General features: G+C 66.2%; 16 protein-coding genes, 1 rRNA gene and 1 pseudogene. 14 read left to right on the top strand and 4 right to left on the bottom strand.

The genetic code is table 11. From position 1 onward, the window contains the following. Positions 1–26 precede the first annotated feature (26 nt). The gene (gene parS, locus ACPTTC_RS39035) at positions 27–482 is read left to right on the top strand and encodes a type II RES/Xre toxin-antitoxin system antitoxin (protein ID WP_041492387.1); all 456 of its coding nucleotides are present in this window, start codon (positions 27–29) and stop codon (positions 480–482) included. Continuing rightward, on the top strand, positions 479–958 hold the full coding sequence (locus tag ACPTTC_RS39030; RefSeq protein ID WP_423396543.1) for an RES family NAD+ phosphorylase: 480 nt from the start codon (positions 479–481) through the stop codon (positions 956–958). The genes parS and ACPTTC_RS39030 overlap by 4 nt, the downstream gene beginning before the upstream one ends. Before the next feature lie 34 nt (positions 959–992). On the opposite strand, the gene ACPTTC_RS39025 is transcribed toward ACPTTC_RS39030, so the two are convergent. The 3 genes and pseudogenes from ACPTTC_RS39025 to ACPTTC_RS39015 all read right to left on the bottom strand — a co-directional run bounded on the left by ACPTTC_RS39025 (position 993) and on the right by ACPTTC_RS39015 (position 4,591). After that, positions 993–1,931, bottom strand: a complete 939-nt coding sequence (locus ACPTTC_RS39025) for a tyrosine-type recombinase/integrase (RefSeq protein WP_423396542.1) — start codon at positions 1,929–1,931, stop codon at positions 993–995. A gap of 121 nt (positions 1,932–2,052) precedes the next feature. After that, positions 2,053–3,408 (bottom strand): annotated as a pseudogene (locus ACPTTC_RS39020) (uracil-xanthine permease family protein). A gap of 58 nt (positions 3,409–3,466) precedes the next feature. After that, positions 3,467–4,591: an aryl-sulfate sulfotransferase gene (locus tag ACPTTC_RS39015; RefSeq protein ID WP_423396541.1), complete on the bottom strand. Its 1,125-nt coding sequence runs from the start codon at positions 4,589–4,591 to the stop codon at positions 3,467–3,469. A gap of 102 nt (positions 4,592–4,693) precedes the next feature. On the opposite strand from ACPTTC_RS39015, the gene ACPTTC_RS39010 reads away from it, so the two are divergent. The 11 genes from ACPTTC_RS39010 (at position 4,694) to ACPTTC_RS38960 (ending at position 17,772) form a co-directional block, all read left to right on the top strand. Beyond that, entirely contained in the window at positions 4,694–5,650 is a 957-nt protein-coding gene (locus ACPTTC_RS39010) for a LysR family transcriptional regulator (RefSeq protein WP_423396540.1), read from the top strand. A 231-nt stretch (positions 5,651–5,881) separates the two neighbouring features. After that, positions 5,882–7,867 carry a gamma-glutamyltransferase family protein gene (locus tag ACPTTC_RS39005; protein ID WP_226201169.1) on the top strand — a complete coding sequence of 662 codons (1,986 nt, stop codon included), beginning with the start codon at positions 5,882–5,884 and terminating at the stop codon, positions 7,865–7,867. A gap of 103 nt (positions 7,868–7,970) precedes the next feature. Continuing rightward, positions 7,971–8,315, top strand: a complete 345-nt coding sequence (locus ACPTTC_RS39000; protein WP_423396539.1) for a hypothetical protein — start codon at positions 7,971–7,973, stop codon at positions 8,313–8,315. A gap of 292 nt (positions 8,316–8,607) precedes the next feature. Then, complete coding sequence (locus ACPTTC_RS38995; RefSeq protein ID WP_423396538.1) at positions 8,608–9,150, top strand: hypothetical protein; 543 nt, start codon at positions 8,608–8,610, stop codon at positions 9,148–9,150. Positions 9,151–9,525: 375 nt separating this feature from the next. Next, positions 9,526–10,296 (top strand): hypothetical protein, encoded by a 771-nt coding sequence (locus ACPTTC_RS38990; RefSeq protein WP_423396537.1) that lies wholly within the window; start codon positions 9,526–9,528, stop codon positions 10,294–10,296. A gap of 124 nt (positions 10,297–10,420) precedes the next feature. Next, entirely contained in the window at positions 10,421–11,029 is a 609-nt protein-coding gene (locus tag ACPTTC_RS38985; protein ID WP_423396536.1) for a hypothetical protein, read from the top strand. 78 nt (positions 11,030–11,107) lie between these two features. Next, positions 11,108–11,650, top strand: coding sequence for a CbrC family protein (locus tag ACPTTC_RS38980; protein WP_423396535.1), 543 nt, complete (start codon positions 11,108–11,110; stop codon positions 11,648–11,650). Positions 11,651–11,714: 64 nt separating this feature from the next. Then, positions 11,715–12,965, top strand: coding sequence for a metallophosphoesterase family protein (locus tag ACPTTC_RS38975; RefSeq protein WP_423396534.1), 1,251 nt, complete (start codon positions 11,715–11,717; stop codon positions 12,963–12,965). 3 nt (positions 12,966–12,968) lie between these two features. Continuing rightward, positions 12,969–16,439 (top strand): AAA family ATPase, encoded by a 3,471-nt coding sequence (locus tag ACPTTC_RS38970; protein ID WP_423396533.1) that lies wholly within the window; start codon positions 12,969–12,971, stop codon positions 16,437–16,439. 112 nt (positions 16,440–16,551) lie between these two features. After that, on the top strand, positions 16,552–17,076 hold the full coding sequence (locus ACPTTC_RS38965; protein ID WP_423396532.1) for an HD domain-containing protein: 525 nt from the start codon (positions 16,552–16,554) through the stop codon (positions 17,074–17,076). Between the two features lie 9 nt (positions 17,077–17,085). After that, positions 17,086–17,772, top strand: coding sequence for a DUF429 domain-containing protein (locus ACPTTC_RS38960; RefSeq protein WP_423396531.1), 687 nt, complete (start codon positions 17,086–17,088; stop codon positions 17,770–17,772). Between the two features lie 153 nt (positions 17,773–17,925). Here the strand turns inward: ACPTTC_RS38960 and ACPTTC_RS38955 are convergent, their stop codons facing one another. Beyond that, positions 17,926–18,363, bottom strand: coding sequence for an ATPase (locus ACPTTC_RS38955; RefSeq protein WP_423396591.1), 438 nt, complete (start codon positions 18,361–18,363; stop codon positions 17,926–17,928). 643 nt (positions 18,364–19,006) lie between these two features. Between ACPTTC_RS38955 and ACPTTC_RS38950 the strand changes: the two genes are divergently transcribed. Beyond that, positions 19,007–20,539: ribosomal RNA gene (locus ACPTTC_RS38950) — 16S ribosomal RNA — on the top strand. The last annotated feature ends 7 nt before the right edge of the window (positions 20,540–20,546 follow it).

Raw genomic sequence — 20,546 nt, 5'->3', positions numbered from 1 at the left:
ATTGGGCAAATTGCCGGGAGAGAGTCATGAGCACCATCGCTTTCCATCCTTCGGGTGTCGCGCATCCGCGCCAGGCCGAATTCACGATTCTCGAACAGCTGCTGGCGATCCGTGTCCGATCGGGGGCCGATCTTGCCGAACTGGCCAGCGCACGCGTCGACGTCTCGGTGATCGACCGTCTGTCCGAGCGCGGGCTGAAATCGGACGAACTGGCCTTCATCATTCCGCGTCGCACGCTGAGCCATCGTCGCCAGGCGCACGAACGCCTGTCGCAGGAGGAATCCGACAAGGCGATTCGTCTCGCGCGCATCGTCGCGCAGGCGACGGCCACGTTCGGCGACCAGGACAAGGCGATGGCATGGCTGCGCAACGGGCTCCAGCGTTTCGGCGGCCGCACGTCGCTCGACATGGCGAGCACCGAGCATGGCGCGCGGCTCGTCGAGGAAGTCCTCACGCAGATCGACGAGGGGTACTTCGCTTGACGACGCTGTGGCGGATCAGCAATTTCGCCGACCTGAAAGGCATCGGCGGGTTGCGTGCCGGCGGGCGCTGGCATTTTGCCGGGCAGCCCGTCGTGTATCTCGCCGAGCATCCGGCGCTCGCGCTGCTCGAGACGCTCGTTCATTTCGAAATCGCCACGGTCGCGCAATTGCCGAGCGGATACCAGTTGCTTCGCATCGAGGTGGCCGATTCGGTCGATATCGCCGAAATCGCGGAGGGCGATGCGCCGGACGACTGGCGAACCAACGTCGACTGGACCCGCAGCGCCGGTACCGAGTGGCTGCACACGCAGCCGAGTGCGCTGCTGCGCGTGCCAAGCGTCGTCGTGCCGCACGCGCACAATTTCCTGCTGAATCCGCTGCATCCGGCCGCTTCCGAGGCCCGTATCGCGGAAGTCATGCAATCGCCGTACGACACCCGGATTCTGCGGCTGATCCAGCCGCCGGCAGGCGAATAGGGAGCCCGACCGCACGCGCCGAGCGCGAGCGCAATCAGCGCTCGTGTGCGGCGCGGCCTGCTGCCGCATCGGGCGGCAGCGTCTGCCGGATGCGCGTGACCGTTCGCGTGCTGACGAGACCGAGCATCGAACTGACGTCGGCATGTGCGTGGCCTGCAAGCAACTGGCGGCGCGCATACGTATTGCGCAGCACGCGCGGGCTCATGTCCGCCGCGTGGAAGCCGATCGCGGTCAACGCGTCGCGCACCACGAGCAGCAGGAACATGTCGTTCATCGCGCCACCGCTGCGCGGCGCGGGAAACAGCAACCCCGACGCCGGTGCGTCTGCCGAGCACACGCGCCATGCGGCGAGCGGCGCCAGCGCAAATTCGGCGAGCGTGATTCGGCGCGCCGGCCGTGCCCGATCGCGCGGCAAGGATAGCGCGGGCGGCCGCGCGTCGAGATCGGGCGCGTCATAGGTCGTCGCGCGGATCTCGGCCGACGTGATGCCGCTCGCAAGCAGCAGCGCGATGATCGCGTGATTCCTGCAGTCGGCCGGCGTGTCGCCCGCTCGAGGCTGCACATGGCGCTGCAGCGCGGCGTCGGCATCGGGCGGCAGATAGCACGGCTCGGGCTCGCCGTCCGGCCATGCGAGATCGCGCGTCGTCCGGCCGGCCGGATGGATCGTGCGCAAGCCGGCTTCGACCAGATGCCGGCCCAGCCGGTCGATCAGCTTCGCGTAGCGCACGCGGGTCGACGTGCCGGGCGCGCAGGTGCGCTCGAGTTCCGCCAGGAAGGCTGCGACGTGGTCGGGCCCGAACGTGGCCAGCGACACGCGCCGTGCGATCAGATAACGCAGGAACCGTTCGAACATTGCGACGTGCTGCACGACCGATCGCGGCGCGAACGGTCGGCGATCGGCGCCGGTCGCGGTGGTTTCCTGCCACGTGCGAAAGGCGCCAACGGGGTCGTGAATCCAGCGATTCGTGTCCATGCACGATTTATAGCCGGACGCGATGACGCCGGCAATCGTCCCGATGACCCTCCGGCCGCCCGGCCCTCCGCAAGCGACGCGTCAGTGCGCGGGACGCGTGTCGCGCTGCCGGCCGTCACCGTCATGCGTCGCGCGAAGGCGCAGGTACCGCTCCCGTGCTCACCGGTCCGCTTATCCGCGCAAATGCAGCGAACGCCCGTTGCGTCGCGATGGCCGCGAGCGTGCCGGCCGCCATGCCGTTGCCGAGCACGATCTGCACCGGCGCACTGAAATGGCGATACAGGTTCGGCACCAGGATCGGTGCAAGGCCGACGACGAGCGCGGCCGCGAGCGTGTACTGGTTGGCGCGCGCATGCAGGTCGACGCCGGCGAGCAGCCGGATGCCCATCACGCCGATCATCGCGAACACGACCAGCGCGGTGCCGCCGACCACGGCGGCCGGAATCGCATACGCGAGCCGCGCGAGCGGCGCGAACAGCGCGATGACGATCAGGATCGCGCCGGCGGCAGCCGTCACGTAGCGCGAGCGTACGCCGGTCGTCTGCACGACACCGATATTCTCGGCGCTGGTCACGATCAGCGGCGTGCCGAACAGCGCGCCGGCCAGCGACGCCAGCGCATCGCCGCGTATCGTCTTCGGCACGTCGCGCGACAGCGAGATCGTCTTGCCGCACGTTTCGCCGACGGCGACCGTCTGCGCGGTGGCCTCGGCCATCGAGATCGCGGTGAAGATCAGCAGCGGCAGCGCGGCCAGCACGTCGAAGCGCGGCATCCCGAACGGCAGCCATACCGGATGGGTAAACAGCGGGCCGCGCTATACGTCGACGAGCGCGGGCATCGCATCGATCGCCCATCCGAGCGTCGCACCGGCCGTCAGGCCGATCAGCACCGCGAGCCGCCCGATCGTGCCGCGGAACGCACCGGCCGCGACGACGGTGGTGACGATCGTCGCCAGCGCGAGACCGAGCGCGCGCGGCTGAGCGAAGTCGGCCGAACCCGGCTGGCCGACGACGATCGTCGCGTAGATCCGGATCAGGTTGACCGACACGAGCAGCAGCATCGCGCCGACGACGATGCGCGGAAAGAGTCGCAGGCAGCGCGTGAAGACGGGCAGCAGCACCCAGTAGAACGCGCTGGCGAGTAGCGCCGCGCCGGCCGCCGTGGGCAGGCCCGATTGCGCGGCGATGCCGGCGAACAGCATCGTCGGTGCGCCGCCGGGCACCATCACGAACGGCATGCGTGCGCCGATCGGGCCGGCGCCGAGCGATTGGAGCAGCGTGCCGATCCCGCACGCGAAGAACGTCGCGCCGATCAGCTGGACCGTCAGCTCCGCCGGCAGCGCAAGCACTTTGGCGATCAGGAACACGGCGGTGATCGGGGACGCGGCCATCGACAACACGTGTTGCAGCCCGAACAGCACGAGCTGCCATGCGGGCAGCCGCGGGTCGACGGGCGTTGAGATCGGATCGTGCGACACGGCAGGCCCCTTCGAAGCGAACGGCGACGAGCGCCGGAAACCGGCGGTGAACGGAAGGTCAGCCCCGCAGCCAGGGCAGTTGCGCGGCGCTGTAGCGGAACGTCTGGAATACGCTGTTGAGCTGCCCTGGGCCGGTCTTGCGCGCGGCTTCGTCCGGGTATTCGGCGAACCACGGAATCACGTATTCCCAGACGACCTCGCCGGCGGGCGTCACTTCGAACAGCCGGCCCGTCGACGATTCGGTGACGTGCGTGTTGCCGTTCGGCAAGCGCTGCGCGTTGCCCATGAACGGCGTGTAGAACAGGTTCACGACGTCGTCCGCATACGACCACACGACACGCTGCGTCGCGGGATCGATCTCGACGACGCGCGAGAACACGACGTGCGCGCCGTGGCGGAAATTGCCGTTGTCGAACGCGAGGATGTTGCCGTTCGCGAGCGGTACCGGCGCATGCTGATGCGACACGACGTCGGGCCCGATCCGCAGGTCGACGCGGCCGGTTTCGCGATTCACGCCGATGATGCCCGACGTCGTGCGCAGGCTCATCAGCACGCGGCCGTTCGCATCGACCGCAAGGCCGTTGACGAGCGGCCAGTGATAGCGCCCGAAGCCGGCTGCGATCGGGAAATCCTCGGGCCGCAGATGTTCGCGCGCATGCCATTCCCAGACGATCTGCCCGGCCCGGTTGACTTCACGGATCACGTCCGCATACATCACCTCGTCGTCGCCGTGCGGCGTGCCGCCCGGCACGCGCCGCGCGAACGCGCCGTCGACCGGTTCGCACGCGGCGTAGAGCAGGTTGCCGTTCGGCAGCCACTGTGCGTCGTGGTGGTGCGCGGGATCCTCGTAGCGCCACACGGTTTCGCCTTGCGGCGTGACCTCGTAGAAGTCGCCGCCGTGCCACATCGACCACGGCGCATAACGTGATTCGGAGTGCGGATGGTTGCCGTTGTAGCCGAGGTTGCCGTTCGCGAGGATGACCGCATGGCGGCCCGGGCGCACGGGCATCTTCCACTGATGGGCGACTTCGCCGTCGATGCCGACGAGATAGACGTTGCCGTCGGCCGTCTGTGGCGCGATGAGCGTATAGCCGCCCGCGGACAGGGCGGGATCGTGGGCAATGAGGCCGACGCCACGGCGGCGCTGGGTAATCTGGTCGACGGTTGTCACTGCGGTCTCCATTCGAATCGGACACGGGGATGCAGCGGAATCTAGACGATCCGAACGGTCAGTAAAATCGGATTATTCTTGACACCCTGTTCGGAAAAATCTAACGGATCCTTCATGCGTTCGATATCGCAGGCATTCCGCTGTTTCGACGAAATCGCGAGACGCGGCTCGATCCGCAAGGCGGCCGACGCGCTGCACCTGACCGCTGCGGCGGTGCACCAGCAGATCCGCAATCTCGAGGAGCAGGTCGGCGTACCGCTGTTCGACCGGCTGCCGCGCGGCATGCAGCTGACGCTGGCCGGCGAGATCGTGATCGCGGCCGTGCGACGCGGCCAGCGCGATTTCGACAATGCGCTCACGCAGGTCGAGGATCTGCGCGCGCTGCGACGCGGGCATGTGAACCTGGCGGTGCCCGCATCCACCGCGGAAAAGCTCGTGCCCGACGCTATCCTCGCGGCGATGCAGCGCTACCCGGGCGTCACGTACAGCGTGCGCTCGGGAAACGGCGAGAGCATCGTGCGCTGGGTCGAGACGGGCGAGGCCGACATCGGCTATGCGCTGCGCCGGCGCACGTCGGCGGGCGTCGTCGAGGTGCGCGCGTTCGCTCAGCCGCTGGGCGTCGTCACGGCACCGGGCCATCCGCTCGCGGCGTCCGCCGGCAAGGTGCGGATGCGCGACTGCTTCGCGCATCCGCTGATCCTGATGACACCCGACACGGAACTGCGCGCGATGTTCGACCAGATCGATGCGCGACAGCCGCGCAACGTGCGGCCGCTGGTCGAGACGGGTTCGGTGCCGATGGTGCGGCGCCTCGCGGCCGAAGGCGCGGGCGTCGGCTTCCTGATTGCCGAGAACGTCGCGGACGACGTGGCCGCCGGCCGGCTCGCGTGGACGCCGCTTGCCGATGCGGGGGCACGCTCGTTCAGCTGCATCTACCAGCGGGCGGACATGAGCGCGACCGTCGCGATGACGATGTTCCTCGAGTTCTTCTCCGAGGCAATCGAGGCGATGGAGCACGGTTTTGCGCGCGACGGCCGGGTAGCCGGCAAGCGCCGTCGGGCAGTAAGGTAACGACGCAACGACATCAGCCGCGCAAGCGCATCGTACTGCGATGCAGTGCAACACGCGAACCCGCCGGCGAGGTCGGTGACGTTGCGTACGCAACGTCCGGTCGAATGGCGTCATTCCCTTGTTGCGGAAAAAATTTTGTTCATGGGACTATCGAACGCGTTGTCGGCGCACCGAGGGGGTCGCAGGCAGCGTGATGTCTATCGCAACGACGTAAAAGAACATCGGCAGACTATGAACAGAACAACGATTTTCCCGTATGCGTCCGCGTTGTTCGCGGCCGCCCTGTTGACGGCATGCGGCGGCGACGTCGAGAACGAAGCAGGCCGCACGCCGACACCTTCCACCGATGCGAGCTGCCTCGCGGTCGACAACAGCGGCGCGACGGTCGTGGTGGGCTCGAACCAGCCGGGCGACCCGTCACTGCCGGAAGCATCGTCGGGCTATCGCACCGGAATGAAGCCGGTGTATGCGAAGACCTATCTGGTGGCCACGTCGAATGCGTACGCGAGCGCGGCCGGTTGCGCGGTGCTGAAAAAAGGCGGCACGGCCGCCGACGCGGCGGTCGCGGTGCAGGCCGTGCTCGGCCTGACCGTGCCCGAAGCGACGGGCCTCGGCTCTGGCGGCGTGCTGCTTTACTACGATGCGCGCGGCAAGACGCTGCAGGCGTACGACGGCCGGGAAACCGCGCCGGCGGCCGCGACGGAGAACTATCTGCGCTACGTCGACGACGCAACCGACCAGTCCGCGCCGCTGCCGAACGCGCGGGCGAGCGGCCGTTCGATCGGCACGATCGGCGTGCCGAGGCTGATCGAGGCGCTGCAGCAGGATCACGGCCGGCTGCCGTGGCAGACCCTGTTCGGCGATGCGATCACGCTCGCGACCAACGGCTTCCCGATCGGCGGCCGGCTCGCCGACGCGATCGCGGCGAACGCCGCGAACCTGAAGCGAGACCCCGAGGCCGCCGCGTATTTCCTGAACGGCGACGGTTCGCCGAAGACGCTCGGCACCGTGTTGAAGAATCCGGCGTATGCGCGCACGCTGACGCTGATGGCGCAGTCGGGTGCGAACGCGCTGTACACGGGGCAGATCGCGCAGGACATCGTTGCGAAGATCGCCACGACAAAGGGCGCGGACGGCTCGACGCTCACGCCGGGCAAGACGACCTTAGCCGACTTGGCCGCGTACCAGGCGAAGCGCCGCGAGCCCGTGTGCACGACCTATCGCAGCTATTGGGTATGCGGGATGCCGCCGCCGTCGTCAGGCGGCATCGCGGTCGCGTCGGCGCTCGGCATTCTCGAGAATTACGACCTGAAGTCGCTGAAGCCGACGGCGATCGATCTCGAAGGCGGCAAGCCGACCGTCGCCGGCGTGCACCTCGTCACCGAGGCTGAACGGCTTGCGTATGCCGATCGCGACAAGTACGTGGCCGATACGGATTTCGTGCCGCTGCCGGGCGGTACGTGGAATACGCTGCTGAACAAGCCGTACCTGAAATCGCGTGCGGCGCTGATCGACCCGACCAAGAGCATGGGCACCGCACAGCCCGGCAATCTCGGCGCGGTGCCGCTTGGTGTCGACACGACACTGATCGAGCACGGCACGAACCAGTTCACGATCGTCGATGGTGACGGCAACGTGCTGAGCGCGACGACGACGGTCGAGTCGAGCATGGGCTCGTTCCACATGACCAACGGCTTCCTGCTGAACAACCAGTTGACCGATTTTTCCGCGAACCCAGTCGATAGCGCGGGCAATCCGGTGGCCAACCGCTTGCAGCCGGGCAAGCGGCCGCGCAGCTCGATGGCGCCGACGATCGTGTTCGGGCAGGCCGCGGACGGATCGCGCGGCGATTTCGTGATGGCGACCGGTTCGCCGGGAGGCGGCACGATTCCGCAATACGTGGTCAAGACGCTGGTCGGCGCGCTCGACTGGGGCCTCGATGCGCAGCAGTCCGCGGGGCTCGTCGATTTCGGCGCGAGCAACAGCCCGACGACCACGATTGGCGGCGAGCACCCGAACGTCAACACGGCGAACAACGGGGCGAACGATCCGCTGATCACGGGGCTGCTCGCGCTCGGGCACAAGGTGTCGACGTCCGCGCAGGCGAGCGGCGTCAATACGGTGATGCGCGTAACGGTCGGCCAGTCGCCCGCGTTGCAGGGCGGCACCGACCCGCGGCGTGAAGGTGTCGTGCTCGGCGATACATTCCGGCCGTGATCGGGCGGTACGCGCGCGGCCTCGATCTGCCCATATTCACCAACGGGCGGCCGGGGCCGCGCATCGTGAAGGAGTCGCAATGACGAACGCGTATCTGCTTGAAATGGACGTCATCCTGTCGGTGCCGGGCTTTTTCGATTTCCTCGGCGACCTGGATGGCGACCGCGCGCTGGACCGTCGCGATGCCGAGCCGTTCGATGCGCAGTGGATGGCGTCGTTCGACGAAATCGACGGTGATCCGGGTGCAGCGATCGACCGGGCCGCCGTGAGCGCGCTGAGGGAAAAGGCGTTCAAGCTCGCGTTCGGCGCATCGGGGAACGCCGGTGTGGCGGCATGCGTATCCGACGATATCGAGCTGATCGCGCGGAGCCGGTTGTCGGGCCGCGCCGACGGCTGGCCGACACACGTTCTTTGGAATGCTTATAGAAGCGGCCGGTTTCCCTGCTAGCCGTTCGCCTGCCTGGTTTCCCGATCCGTGGCGATCGGCCGTGTCGCCGTCGCGGCATGCTCCGCGCGGCACGCCTCAAGATTCTCCTCGTCCAATCCCGCCGCAAGCCCTCGATTGTCAAACAGTGTGAGTCAATCGTCAGCATTTGCAACGGAAGTAACAGTCCCCGCAATTCAATCGCTTTGCTCGTCCGCGCCGCTACATTAGCTCCACCTGCCGCACGTCGCGGCAAGGCATGCGACAGGCCGCACGAAGGCGGCCCGCAGCAACAACGTCTTTGGGGAGAATGACCATGAACAAGATTCGTACGATTCTGGTGGGTGCAGCACTGACGGCGATGGCGACTTCGGCTGCGTTCGCACAGACGGCCCAGACCGGTGCCCAGGGTTCCGCAGGTGTCGGCGCACAGGTTCAGACGCCGCTGCTCGGTGGCGGCGTGGGCGTGCAGGCTGGCACCGGCGCGAATGCGGCAGGCTCGGGTTCGGGCGCGGGCAACGTCGTTGGCGGCGCGCTGAACGGCGTCGGCAAGACGGTCGGCGGCGTGGGCTCGGCAGCCGGCAACGCGGTTGGCGGTGCGACGCATGCGGTCGGTTCGGCAGCGGGCACCGCGAAGGATGCCGCCGCATCGGCCGCCCACTCGACGAAATCGCACGTGAAGCACGTCGCAGGCACGGCAAAGAGCCACGCGCAAGGCGCGGTGTCGACGGCAGGCGACGTCGCAGGCGGCGCGAAGGCGAAGGCCGGCGAGGCGCTCGAAGGCGCAACGAACTCGGTGCAGGGTGGTGCATCGGTCGGCGTGAAGGGAGCGGCATCGGCACAAGGCGGCGCGCTGTAAGCGTCACGCTTTCCGACACGGCCCGGCCCGCTTCGATGCGGGCCGGGCTTTTTTATTGGCACGCGCGGCGCGCCGTTCATCCCGTCCTCGATACGGGAATGCGTCGGCGTTCGCTACCTATCCGGCGACGCGACACGCATCGGCGCCTTGGCGGATGCCCGCCGGCACGGACCGGCAACGGGCGGTGCACGCGCCCCCTGCCCATTGCCCGCCCGCCATGCTTAAATAGCGGGGCTCCCGGTTGCCGGGCCGCCGCAATCGCGGCGCCGGCCGATACGGGCCAGCATGTCCGATCGATATCGTGACGACAGACGACACCAATACGCCGTTCCGGCCAGCCCGGCGCGGCCCGATAACATTCCGAGGCCTCACGTCATGACCATGCTGTTCCGTCTTCTCGCGCTCGCCTGCGCGCTCTGGCTGGCTGCCTGCGCGGCGCCGCCCCCGCCGTCCGCGAGTTCCAGCGCGTCCGCCGCTGCACCGGATGCCAGTGAACGCCGCGGGCTGGGCACGGCATGGGGCGAGTCGGTGCGGTCCGAAACTCGCCAGGTCGAATTCGAACGCGCGGATCCGGCGAAGCCGACGGATCTCGCGTCGGTCTACTACAACGATGCGTTGCCCGGACACCCGCCCGCGTCCCAGGTTCGCCGGTTGCCGACCCGCGTCGCGCTTGCCAACGGCGACATCGCGCTGTCGTTTACGGACGAAAAGGGTGCGCCGCTGCGTCTGGCGCGCAGCGACGGCCGCTGGCACATGGCGGGCGTCGAAGGTTCACGCTACATGATCGTGCTGCATAACCAGGGGCGTCGTACGTTCGAGGTCGTGTCGAGTGTCGATGGGCTCGACGTGCTGTCCGGGCGGCCGGGCAGCTATACGAACGGCGGTTACGTGCTGTACCCGGGGCGCACGCTGACGATCGAGGGCTTCCGCAAGAGCCGCGACGAAGTCGCCGCGTTCCGCTTCGCGGCGGTGCCTGACAGCTATGTCGCGAATTCGAAGTATGGCGATGCGGCGAACGTCGGCGTGATCGGCGTCGCGGTGTTCGCGCAGAAGGAGAACGCCGAGGAAGCGCTGCGCCGCAACGCGAATCCGTTCCCGGGCAATGACAACGGCTATGCACCGCCGCCGGTGCCGCGCGCAGAGTGACGGCACGTCGCGGGTCGCCCGCGTGTGTCGTGACGAACGAGGTACGCCGGGCGACCCTGAAATGGAACTGCTCGCGCGGCATGCCGGCGCATACGGTGAATTTCACGACCATCCTGCGCGATTCATGTGGACACGGATCATCCCGACGAAATCGATTGCGTTGAAGCTCGCGGCACTGGCGTTGCTGGTCTCGACTGCCTCCGTCGCCATCGCCGAAACGGCGGCACCCGAATCGGTGCGGCTCGCCAACGGTCACGAAATCGAATGGGTGCGCCCGCGGTTGGTCGAGGTCGATGCAGGCCGCCACGAGAAATCGGCACTCATCGTGCCGGCCGCGCTCCGCCACGTATTGCGCGATGCATCGAGTGTCGCGTTCCCGTCGGACCATACGAAGCGGATCGACGGTAAAGACTATCTGCTGGTCGTCGTCAACCGCTCGTCGAACAGCCGCCCGACCGGATATTGCGGCGCGGGCGAAGAAGGGGCGCTGTACGTGCTGGAACTGCACGGCGCCCGTGCGGTGCCGCGTTTCTCGCTGCCGGTTCAAAGCTGCGTCGACTCCATTTCGCTCGAAACCGATGATGGAGCGCAATCGCCCTACCTGGCGATCGCGTGGCGCGACGGCCCGGTCGGCATCGACATCCGGTGGGAATATCTCGCGCACGGCGGTGCAACGCATCGCGTCTATCGTTTCGTGAACGGCACATTCGTCGAGGCTGAGGTTCCGCGGTAACGCGGCCGGGTTGCGGCACAATGGCCGTTCGAATTCGCATCGCGTGCGTCCCCACCATCCGGATCGACGGAGCGCCTCATGTCGTTACCCGCTTTCAGGTACCATCCCGACCCGCCGGCAACGGGCAGCGTGATCTGCTCGGACGCGCGCTGCGCGTGTTGCGGCGATGCGCGCGGTTGCGTGTACGCCGGCCCCGTGTATGCAGCGGGCGAGTATGAGCAATGCATTTGCCCGTGGTGCATCGCCGACGGCTCGGCGCACGCGCGGCTCGATGCCGTCTTTACCGACACGCGTGGCATGGGCGGCGGCGAATGGGACGAAGTGCCCGATGCGGTCGTCGGTGAAATCGCCTGCCACACGCCGGGCTTTCAGGGCTGGCAGCAGGCGCGGTGGTGGACGCATTGCGGCGATGGCGCAACGTTCATCGGTCGTGCGGGCGCAGGCGAACTGGGCACGCTCGGCCCGCAGGCGGTTGCGTCGATTCGTGAATCGACCGGACTCGACGAGGGCGCCGAGTGGGCGCGTTTCTTCGCCGCACTCGACAAGGACGGCTCACCGACAGCGTATATGTTTCGCCGTATCCATTGCGGCGAATTCGGCGGCTACCAGGATTGCGACTGATGGCCCGGCTGGCGGCATCGCACGGCGATCGCAGGCCCCATCGTCATGAAACAGAGGAATCTTCGTGAAGTTCATCCACGCGGCAGACATACACCTTGACAGCCCGTTGCACGGCCTGAGCGCGTACCCCGACGCGCCGGCCGCGCAGTTGCGCAACGCGTCGCGCGAGGCGCTGCGGCAGCTCGTGGATCGCGCGATCGAAGAGGAAGTTGCGTTCCTCGTGATCGCCGGCGACCTGTACGACGGCGACTGGAAGGATCACAACACGGGCATCTTCTTTGGCCAGCAGATGGGGCGCCTGCGCAAGGCCGGTATTCGCGCGTTCGTCCTCGGCGGCAACCACGATGCCGAAAGCGAGATGACGAAGAAGCTGACGCTGCCCGACAACGTCACGGTGTTCAGCCACCGCAAGGCGGAAACCCACACGCTGCCGGAATTCGACGTCGCGCTGCACGGGCAGAGCTTCAAGGACAAGGCTGTCGTCGACAATCTCGCGATCGGCTATCCGGACCCGGTGCCCGGCTACTACAACATCGGCGTGCTGCACACGGCGCTCGAAGGCCATGCGGCACACGCGAACTATGCGCCGTGCACGCTGGCCGAACTGCACGCGAAAGGCTACGACTACTGGGCGCTTGGCCACGTGCACGAATTCCAGCAATGGTCGGGGCCGTCCACGGTGGTGTTTCCCGGCAACCTGCAGGGGCGTCATATCCGCGAGACGGGGCGCCGCGGCGCGGTGCTCGTGACGGTCGAGCAAGGCCGCACACAGGTCGAGCGCCTGTATCTCGACGTGCTGCGCTGGGAAGCCGTGTCGGTCGACGCGTCCGATTGCCATACCGTTGCCGACCTGTCGAGAAAGATCGGCCAGTCGCTGGAAGCGCTGCTGACCGTCGACGGCCATGTGCCGCGCGCGGTGCGCGTGACCGTCACGGGGCGCACACGCGCGCATGGCCTCTTTTTCGGCCGCGCGCCGCAGTTGCGCGCGGAGGTGCTGAACCAGATCGGCATCATCGGCAACGAGCGGCTGTGGCTCGAGAAGGTCCGTCTCGAGACGTCCGCGGCCGATCACCAGCCGGGCGAAAGCGAGCAGCTTGAAGCGCTGGAGGACCTGAAGCAGATCCTGGCCGACGCCGCGCGCGATCCGGATTTCCTCGAACTGCTTGAACGCGACCTGAAGCCGTTCGTCGGCAAGGTGCGCAGCGACGTGAAGGAGGAGGTGCCGCTGTTGACGATGGCACGTGCGGGCGAGCTTACCGCACTCGTCGAGCAGGTCGGGCCTGCGTTGCTTGCGCGGCTGGCGAGGGGGGAGTAAGCGATGCGGATCAATCAGCTCGATCTGATCAAGTACGGCAAGTTCACCGACGAGACGTTGCGTTTCCCGTCGGCCGGCGAGGATTTCCATGTGATCGTGGGGCCGAACGAGGCCGGCAAGTCGACGATCCGCACGGCCGTGTCGGACCTGCTGTTCGGGATGAAGCTGCAGACGCCGCTGGATTTCCTGCACAGTACGCCCGAACTGCGGATCGGCGGCGTGCTGGAGAGCGGCACGGGCGAACTCGCGTTCCACCGTGCGCGCGGGCGCAGTCCGCTGCGCACGCCCGCTGACGACAAGTTGCCCGACGACTATCTGGCCGCCGTGCTCGACGGCGCCACGCGCGAATTTTTCGAACAGATGTTCGGGCTCGATCACGGGCGTCTGGTCGACGGCGGCCGGAGCATTCTCGACGCATCCGACAAGCTCGGCCAGGTGCTGTTCGAATCGGCTGCCGGTGTCGGCAGTCTCGGGCCGGTGCGCGAGGAGCTCGATGCGCGTGCGGTCGAACTCTGGGCGCCGCGCCGCAGCGGCAGCGCGTTTGCACTCGCGGAAGCGTCGTTCAACGAAGCCGTGACTGAACTGAAGACGGTTCAGGTGCGCACGCGCGACTGGGTCGAACGCAAGGACGCGCGTGAAGCGGTCGAACAGCAGATCGAGCAGGCGCGCGCGGAACAGCGTCGGCTCGAAGCGCTGCGTTCAAAGCTCGAACGCGTGCGACGGCTCGCGCCCTACCTGAAGGAACTGACGGTCAAGGACGCCGCGCTGGCGGAACTGGGCGCGGTCGTCGAGTTGCCGCCCACCGCGTATGCGGATCTGCTGAAGGCGCAGGGCGATCTCGCGGCCGAACAGAAGGTGCTCGAGGAACGGCGTGCTGATCTGCTCGCAAAACGGCAGGCGCGCGATGCGATCGACGCCGACGCCGACACACTGGCGCTCGAAACCGACATCGAAGCGCTCGATCGGTTGCGCGGCGCGTGCATGAATCACGCGCAGGATCTGCTGCTGCTCGGCGCGGATGTCGAGCGGCACCTGTCCGCCGCGTTCGCTGCGGCCGCCCAACTCGGCTGGCCGACCGACGAAGCGTCGCTGCGTGCGTCGCTGCCGACCGCGTTGTCGCTGAAGACCGTTGCAAACCTGTTGCGCGAATACGGTGCGCTGCACCAGGCGCTTGCCGGCGCGCGCGAATCGCTCGACGAACGCACGCGCGAGCTTGCCCAGGTAAAGGAACAACAGGCGCGCCTGTCGACCGTCGATGTGCCGGAGGCGCTGCGTGCGGCGCTGGCCGATGCGCAAGGCTTTCGCAATAGCGGCCAGCGCGAGCAGGCACTCGAACATGAGATCGCCGCTGCTGACCGCACGCTGTCCGGCGCACTCGATGCGCTCGGCCAGTGGCGCATGCCGGTCGACACGCTGCGTGCGCTCGACGTGCCGTCGGCGGCGCGGCTCGGCACGCTGCTGAAGGAAGACAGTGAACGTGCGAGCGCGGTCGCTGCTGCACGCGACGCGCGGGACGGCGCGCTCGAGGAGCTCGAGCGGCTCGAACTGCAGGAGAAACACTTCGCGGAGAACCACAAGGTCGTCACGACCGCCGACGTGCTGGCGGCGCGTGCGCGGCGCGACGGCGCGTGGGGCGATATCCGCAGCGGCGCGGTCGATCTCGCATCGGGCGCACCTGCGGTCGACGACGCGATTCGTCTTGCCGACGAACTCGTGGATGCACAGCTCGGCACGACGCAGGCGGCGGCGACGTTGCAGTCGCTGCGTCAGCAGGTCGAATCCGCACGCGCCGGTATGACGCGCAGGCAGGCCGCATTGGACGAGCGCGAGCGTGAGCTCACCGCGCATCGCGACGCATGGGTCGCGCTCGCGACGGCCGCCGCGGTGCCCGGCATGCCGCTGGCGACGATGGGCGACTGGCTTGCGAAGCGCGACATGGTGTTCGCCGCGCAGGCCGACCTCGACCGGCTGCGCCGCGAATTCGACACGATTCGCGCCGCACGGGCCGGTGCCGAAGCCGCGTTGCGCGCGGCGCTGCGCACCGTGTCGCGAGGTGGCGAGTCGGAGGGCCTGGCGGCGCTCGTCGCGATTGCCGAGACCTTCGTACAGTCGGCCGAGAAAGCGCTCGCGCAACAGGACAGCCTTGCAGATCGCGCGCGGGAAGCCGAACGTGGATGCGCGACGGCGCAGTCGCGCGTCGGCCACGCGCAGACGGCCTACGATGCGTGGCACGCGCAATGGCAAGACGCGCTGGCCGACGCAAAGCTGTCCGCGAGCGCGGCGACGCTGGCTGCGGCGGAAGGCGCGCTCGGGCTCGCCAGCGCGGTGATGGCCGAACTGGCCGATGCCGACGCGCCGCGCAACCGGATTGCCGCGATCCGCGCGGAGCTGGCCGCGCTCGAGGCTGGCGCAAGGCGGCTTGCCGAAGCGCTCGCGCCGGAATGGCTGACGAGCGGCGACTGGCCGGATGTCGCGCGCCGGCTGGCGATGCGCCTCGCCGCCGCCAGGGAAATCGCGCGTGCGATCGGTCGTGCCGACGAGGCCGTGCGGCAGGCCGACGGCAAGGTCGCGGATGCGGCTGCCGCGGTGGCCGGCGCCGATGCGCGCATCCAGCCGCTGCTGCAACTGGCCGGCGTAGCGTCGATCGACGCGGCGCTGCCGCTGGCGGAACGCTCGGATCGCCAGCGACAGCTTCGGCAGGCGGTCGATGCCGCGCACGAGGCACTGGTGCGCGATGGTGATGGCCTGTCCCGGTCAGCCGTCGAAGCGGAAGTCGCGGAGCAGGACATCGCCGACGTACCGGCGCAGCTCGAAGCCGTGAAGCAGTCGCTCGGCGATATCGGCAAGCGGCTGAACGAGCTTTCACGGCAACAGGTCGTGGCCGACCAGGCGTTCAACGCGATCGACGGCCAGGCGAACGCGGCCGTCGCCGAGTCGAAACGGCAGGAAGCGCTGGCGGCGATGGGCGATGCAGCCGAACAGTATCTGGAGGCGGCCACGGCGAGCCGGTTGCTGAAGTGGGCGACGGATCGCTATCGCGACCAGAAGCAGGGGCCGATGCTCAGGCGCGCGGGCGAGATCTTCGCCGGGCTCACGCTGGGCGAATTCGCGCGGTTGACCGTCGATACCGAACGGACGCCGCCTGCACTGTATGCACGGCGGACGAAGGGCGCATCGGTCGAGGTCGCCGGGTTGAGCGAAGGAACGCGTGACCAGTTGTTCCTCGCGCTGCGGATCGCGGCGCTGGAGCTGCAGCTCGGCAGCCGGACCGCGCTGCCGTTCGTGGCCGACGACCTGTTCATCAACTTCGACGATGCGCGCGCGAAGGCCAGCCTCGATGCGCTGCGCGATCTGTCGACGCGAACCCAGGTGCTGTTCCTGACGCACCACGACCACCTGCTGCCGCTCGTGAGGGACGTATTCGGCGCACGGGTCAACGTGGTCGAGTTGCAGCGCACGCCGGTGGGCGCGTGATGCAGGGATGCCGATGCACGGGCAGGGTCATCGCGTACAGGTAGTATGGGCGGTTCCGAAATGCACGCGGCCGGTTCTGCCGGTTGCGGGTCTGGCCACACGAGGGGTGAATATGAAAAAGCTGGTAGCCGCCATCGCGTTCGCGGCGGACAAGCATCGCAATCAGCGGCGCAAGGACGAAGCAGCGTCGCCGTACATCAATCATCCGATCGCGCTTGCCGACGTGCTGGCCAACGAGGCCGGCGTCGAGGACGAGCGCGTGATCGTCGCGGCCGTGCTGCACGACACGGTCGAGGATACCGAGACGACCGAGCAGGAATTACTGCGGCTGTTCGGCAAGGACGTGGCGGACATCGTGATGGAAGTCACCGACGACAAGTCGCTGCCGAAGGAGGAGCGCAAGCGCCTGCAGGTCGAGCATGCGGCGACCATCAGCCGGCGCGCGAAGCTCGTGAAGCTGGCCGACAAGATCTGCAACCTGCGCGACATCTCGCGGCATCCGCCCGCGGACTGGCCGCTCGAGCGCAAGCAGGCGTACTTCGACTGGGCGAAGTCGGTCGTTGATCCGATGCGCGGCGTGCATCCCGGTCTCGAGTCGATCTTCGACGCCGCCTACGACGCACGGCCGGTGGACTGAGGCGCTCGCATGCGATCGGCTCGATCCATCGAATCCGCCGCGCGTCGATTGCCGACCGTGGCGGGTGTCGATGTGGGCGGCGAAAAGAAGCAATGCGATCTCGTGATCCTGCGCGGCCCCACTGTCGTCTGCCGCGAGGAACGGATCGCACCCGAGGCGGTTCCGGCGCTGTGTCTCGCCCATGACGTCGTGGTCGTCGGTGTCGACGCACCGAGCCTGTGGTGGACGGGCAGCGGGCGCCGGGCGGCCGAACAGGCGCTCGCACGCGAACGGATCTCGTGCTTTCCGACGCCGTCGCGGGAGCAGGCGGTCGCGAGCACGTCAGGGTTCTTCGACTGGATTTTCATGGGAGAGCGTGTCTACCGCGCGCTCGCAGATGCCTATCCGCTGCTGACTGGCGCGCACTATGCGGGCGGACGCGCCAGCTTCGAAACCTATCCTTATGCGATCACCTGCGCGATGCTGGGCAAGCATGTTGCGTCGGCGAAGCAGAAACGCAACCAGCGCAGGCAATTGCTGGAGCGACTGGGGATCGACGTGTCGGCGCTGAAGTCCGTCGATGCGCGAGACGCGACCCTTTGCGCGGTGACGGCGCAATTCGTCATCGACGGGAATGCGCACGCGTATGGCGATACGGAGGGTGGATATATCCGCGTGCCGACCGTGAGCGAGGCGATCGTTCTCGATGCACCGTAGTAGCGTCGCGCGTCCTGGGCGAGAGGCGCAGAGAAAGGGTGAGCTTTTGCGGGAGGGGTGTGGCCTGTATGACGACCAAGGCGTGGCAAGCATCAGGATGGTTGGCGCACACGACATGACGCGGGTGCGCGACGCGATCCCGAGCGGCGCTCCTTAATCCTCGAGGATGGCTTTCGGCACGCTGGACAGGTCGCAGGCTTGCGCCTGTTCGAAGTAGCCTTCAGCATCGTCGATCATCACGACTGCGACGTCGATCAGTTCATCGAGTCGTTGCAGCAGCGATTCACGCCACTCGATGTCTTCGTCGCGTTCGGGCGTCTTGTCCAGCTGCTCGATGATCGAATCGGCCGTCTGCAGGAAAGGAATCGCCTGCTGATAGTTTTCGATCGAGACCATCGCTGCGTTGCGCGCGCCGACGAGTCGCTCGCGGTGCTCGTCCGCCAGTTCGGATTCGCCGCTGATCCGCGGCAATACATCCGAGATGCGTTGCAGAAGCGGCGGAGCCTGTTCTTCCAGGATGATGGCGCGCTCGCGCAGCGCTGCATATTCGTCGCGAAGGTCGGCGTCGCCGGATTGAGTGGTGCTGTTCATCGTGGATAGGAGAGGAGTGCGTGGTTCGGTCGCGGCATGATACTCGACCGCACCCGATTCCTTGCCCGTTCCGCGCCCTCCCATATAGGCGGCGAGAGACATACTTCACATCAATAGGGGGTGCCGTGTTGCGATGGGCGGTCCGTCGAGCCCCGAGCCCCCGTGCGCGGCAGCGCACGGGGGTTTTTTCAAAATATTTTCACAAAGGGGCTTGCGTGGTTGGGGGCGGGTGCTTAGAATCACGCCTCTTTCGCGCTAACGGAAACGCGGCGCGGAAGAGGGAAGCAGGGTCGGTGGTGTGCGGCAGTCTGGCGCGTACAACTGGCCTGGAAGTTGAGCCCCGCGGTCGCAACGCTGATGTTAAAAAATTGTTGACGAGCTGCGAAACACGGTTCATAATCTCGCTTCTCTGCTGCTGAAAACGCAGCGCTGCCGGGAAACACGAAGTTCCTCGCAGAATGCTCTTTAAAAATTAACAGCCGATAAGTGTGGGCGCTTGATGGAAGCGAGCTGATCCTCGGATCAGATGGCAAAAGTATCAAGAGTCTCACACTAAAGTAAGTCAGGTTTATGAAGTGATTCATATTCCTGTCAGCTTTGAGTGAGCGACCGGTTCGAAAGAACCGAAAACAGTAACAGGTTTAAACTGAAGAGTTTGATCCTGGCTCAGATTGAACGCTGGCGGCATGCCTTACACATGCAAGTCGAACGGCAGCACGGGTGCTTGCACCTGGTGGCGAGTGGCGAACGGGTGAGTAATACATCGGAACATGTCCTGTAGTGGGGGATAGCCCGGCGAAAGCCGGATTAATACCGCATACGATCTACGGATGAAAGCGGGGGACCTTCGGGCCTCGCGCTATAGGGTTGGCCGATGGCTGATTAGCTAGTTGGTGGGGTAAAGGCCTACCAAGGCGACGATCAGTAGCTGGTCTGAGAGGACGACCAGCCACACTGGGACTGAGACACGGCCCAGACTCCTACGGGAGGCAGCAGTGGGGAATTTTGGACAATGGGCGAAAGCCTGATCCAGCAATGCCGCGTGTGTGAAGAAGGCCTTCGGGTTGTAAAGCACTTTTGTCCGGAAAGAAATCCTTGGCTCTAATACAGTCGGGGGATGACGGTACCGGAAGAATAAGCACCGGCTAACTACGTGCCAGCAGCCGCGGTAATACGTAGGGTGCAAGCGTTAATCGGAATTACTGGGCGTAAAGCGTGCGCAGGCGGTTTGCTAAGACCGATGTGAAATCCCCGGGCTCAACCTGGGAACTGCATTGGTGACTGGCAGGCTAGAGTATGGCAGAGGGGGGTAGAATTCCACGTGTAGCAGTGAAATGCGTAGAGATGTGGAGGAATACCGATGGCGAAGGCAGCCCCCTGGGCCAATACTGACGCTCATGCACGAAAGCGTGGGGAGCAAACAGGATTAGATACCCTGGTAGTCCACGCCCTAAACGATGTCAACTAGTTGTTGGGGATTCATTTCCTTAGTAACGTAGCTAACGCGTGAAGTTGACCGCCTGGGGAGTACGGTCGCAAGATTAAAACTCAAAGGAATTGACGGGGACCCGCACAAGCGGTGGATGATGTGGATTAATTCGATGCAACGCGAAAAACCTTACCTACCCTTGACATGGTCGGAATCCCGCTGAGAGGTGGGAGTGCTCGAAAGAGAACCGGCGCACAGGTGCTGCATGGCTGTCGTCAGCTCGTGTCGTGAGATGTTGGGTTAAGTCCCGCAACGAGCGCAACCCTTGTCCTTAGTTGCTACGCAAGAGCACTCTAAGGAGACTGCCGGTGACAAACCGGAGGAAGGTGGGGATGACGTCAAGTCCTCATGGCCCTTATGGGTAGGGCTTCACACGTCATACAATGGTCGGAACAGAGGGTTGCCAACCCGCGAGGGGGAGCTAATCCCAGAAAACCGATCGTAGTCCGGATTGCACTCTGCAACTCGAGTGCATGAAGCTGGAATCGCTAGTAATCGCGGATCAGCATGCCGCGGTGAATACGTTCCCGGGTCTTGTACACACCGCCCGTCACACCATGGGAGTGGGTTTTACCAGAAGTGGCTAGTCTAACCGCAAGGAGGACGGTCACCACGGTAGGATTCATGACTGGGGTGAAGTCGTAACAAGGTAGCCGTATCGGAAGGTGCGGCTGGATCACCTCCTTTCCAGAGC

This window comes from Burkholderia mycopellens (assembly GCF_964265025.1).
Lineage (GTDB): Bacteria > Pseudomonadota > Gammaproteobacteria > Burkholderiales > Burkholderiaceae > Burkholderia.
The sequence above is the reverse complement of the archived record's forward strand: the minus strand, read 5'-3'. Positions and strand labels throughout refer to the sequence as shown.

What these genes read in the sequence shown, in the direction of transcription:
- ACPTTC_RS38990 (WP_423396537.1), top strand. Translation starts at nt 9,526, where the DNA reads ATGACCATGCTGTTCCGTCTTCTCGCGCTCGCCTGCGCGCTCTGGCTG.
- ACPTTC_RS39025 (WP_423396542.1), bottom strand. Translation starts at nt 1,931, where the DNA reads ATGGACACGAATCGCTGGATTCACGACCCCGTTGGCGCCTTTCGCACG.
- ACPTTC_RS39015 (WP_423396541.1), bottom strand. Translation starts at nt 4,591, where the DNA reads ATGGAGACCGCAGTGACAACCGTCGACCAGATTACCCAGCGCCGCCGT.
- ACPTTC_RS38965 (WP_423396532.1), top strand. Translation starts at nt 16,552, where the DNA reads ATGAAAAAGCTGGTAGCCGCCATCGCGTTCGCGGCGGACAAGCATCGC.
- ACPTTC_RS39010 (WP_423396540.1), top strand. Translation starts at nt 4,694, where the DNA reads ATGCGTTCGATATCGCAGGCATTCCGCTGTTTCGACGAAATCGCGAGA.
- ACPTTC_RS38970 (WP_423396533.1), top strand. Translation starts at nt 12,969, where the DNA reads ATGCGGATCAATCAGCTCGATCTGATCAAGTACGGCAAGTTCACCGAC.
- ACPTTC_RS38995 (WP_423396538.1), top strand. Translation starts at nt 8,608, where the DNA reads ATGAACAAGATTCGTACGATTCTGGTGGGTGCAGCACTGACGGCGATG.
- ACPTTC_RS38980 (WP_423396535.1), top strand. Translation starts at nt 11,108, where the DNA reads ATGTCGTTACCCGCTTTCAGGTACCATCCCGACCCGCCGGCAACGGGC.
- parS (WP_041492387.1), top strand. Translation starts at nt 27, where the DNA reads ATGAGCACCATCGCTTTCCATCCTTCGGGTGTCGCGCATCCGCGCCAG.
- ACPTTC_RS39005 (WP_226201169.1), top strand. Translation starts at nt 5,882, where the DNA reads ATGAACAGAACAACGATTTTCCCGTATGCGTCCGCGTTGTTCGCGGCC.
- ACPTTC_RS38955 (WP_423396591.1), bottom strand. Translation starts at nt 18,363, where the DNA reads ATGAACAGCACCACTCAATCCGGCGACGCCGACCTTCGCGACGAATAT.
- ACPTTC_RS39000 (WP_423396539.1), top strand. Translation starts at nt 7,971, where the DNA reads ATGGACGTCATCCTGTCGGTGCCGGGCTTTTTCGATTTCCTCGGCGAC.
- ACPTTC_RS38985 (WP_423396536.1), top strand. Translation starts at nt 10,421, where the DNA reads ATGTGGACACGGATCATCCCGACGAAATCGATTGCGTTGAAGCTCGCG.
- ACPTTC_RS38960 (WP_423396531.1), top strand. Translation starts at nt 17,086, where the DNA reads ATGCGATCGGCTCGATCCATCGAATCCGCCGCGCGTCGATTGCCGACC.